A 364-nucleotide genomic window follows, 5' to 3' on the forward strand; every position below is an offset into this window, starting at 1 on the left:
CTCGCAGACAAGTGGATCAAGCCCAGTAAATGGCTCATCAAGCAGCAGAAGCGGCGCAATACGCGATATGGTAAGCGCGATTTTTAATCGGCTGTAATTGCCCTTAGATAAAGTCTCGATTCGTTGTCGACGATCCAATCTCAGCAATGCGAGGAGCTCCTCTGCTCGTGCTCGTTGAAAATCAGGGAATACGCCTTCATAAAATTGAATTGTCTCTTCAATGGTGTGAAACTCGTAAAGAAATGGTTGCTCCGACGAAAAGGAGACCATTTTACGAATCCGCCGGTTATCTCTTTCTCCATTTACGATCACCGTTCCACTTGTAGGAGATGCTAAGCCAGCTATTATTTTTAACAAACTCGAT

Annotated in this window: 1 protein-coding gene; it reads right to left on the minus strand. The window is 44.8% G+C overall.

The annotated features are described in order from the left end of the window. On the minus strand, positions 1-357 hold a 357-nt coding region (locus tag KVT27_RS23905), incomplete at its 3' end, for an ATP-binding cassette domain-containing protein (RefSeq protein WP_254636270.1). Between the last annotated feature and the right edge of the window lie 7 nt (positions 358-364).

This window comes from Lysinibacillus sp. GbtcB16 (assembly GCF_019091145.1).
In the GTDB taxonomy this organism is placed as follows: Bacteria; Bacillota; Bacilli; order Bacillales_A; family Planococcaceae; genus Lysinibacillus; species Lysinibacillus fusiformis.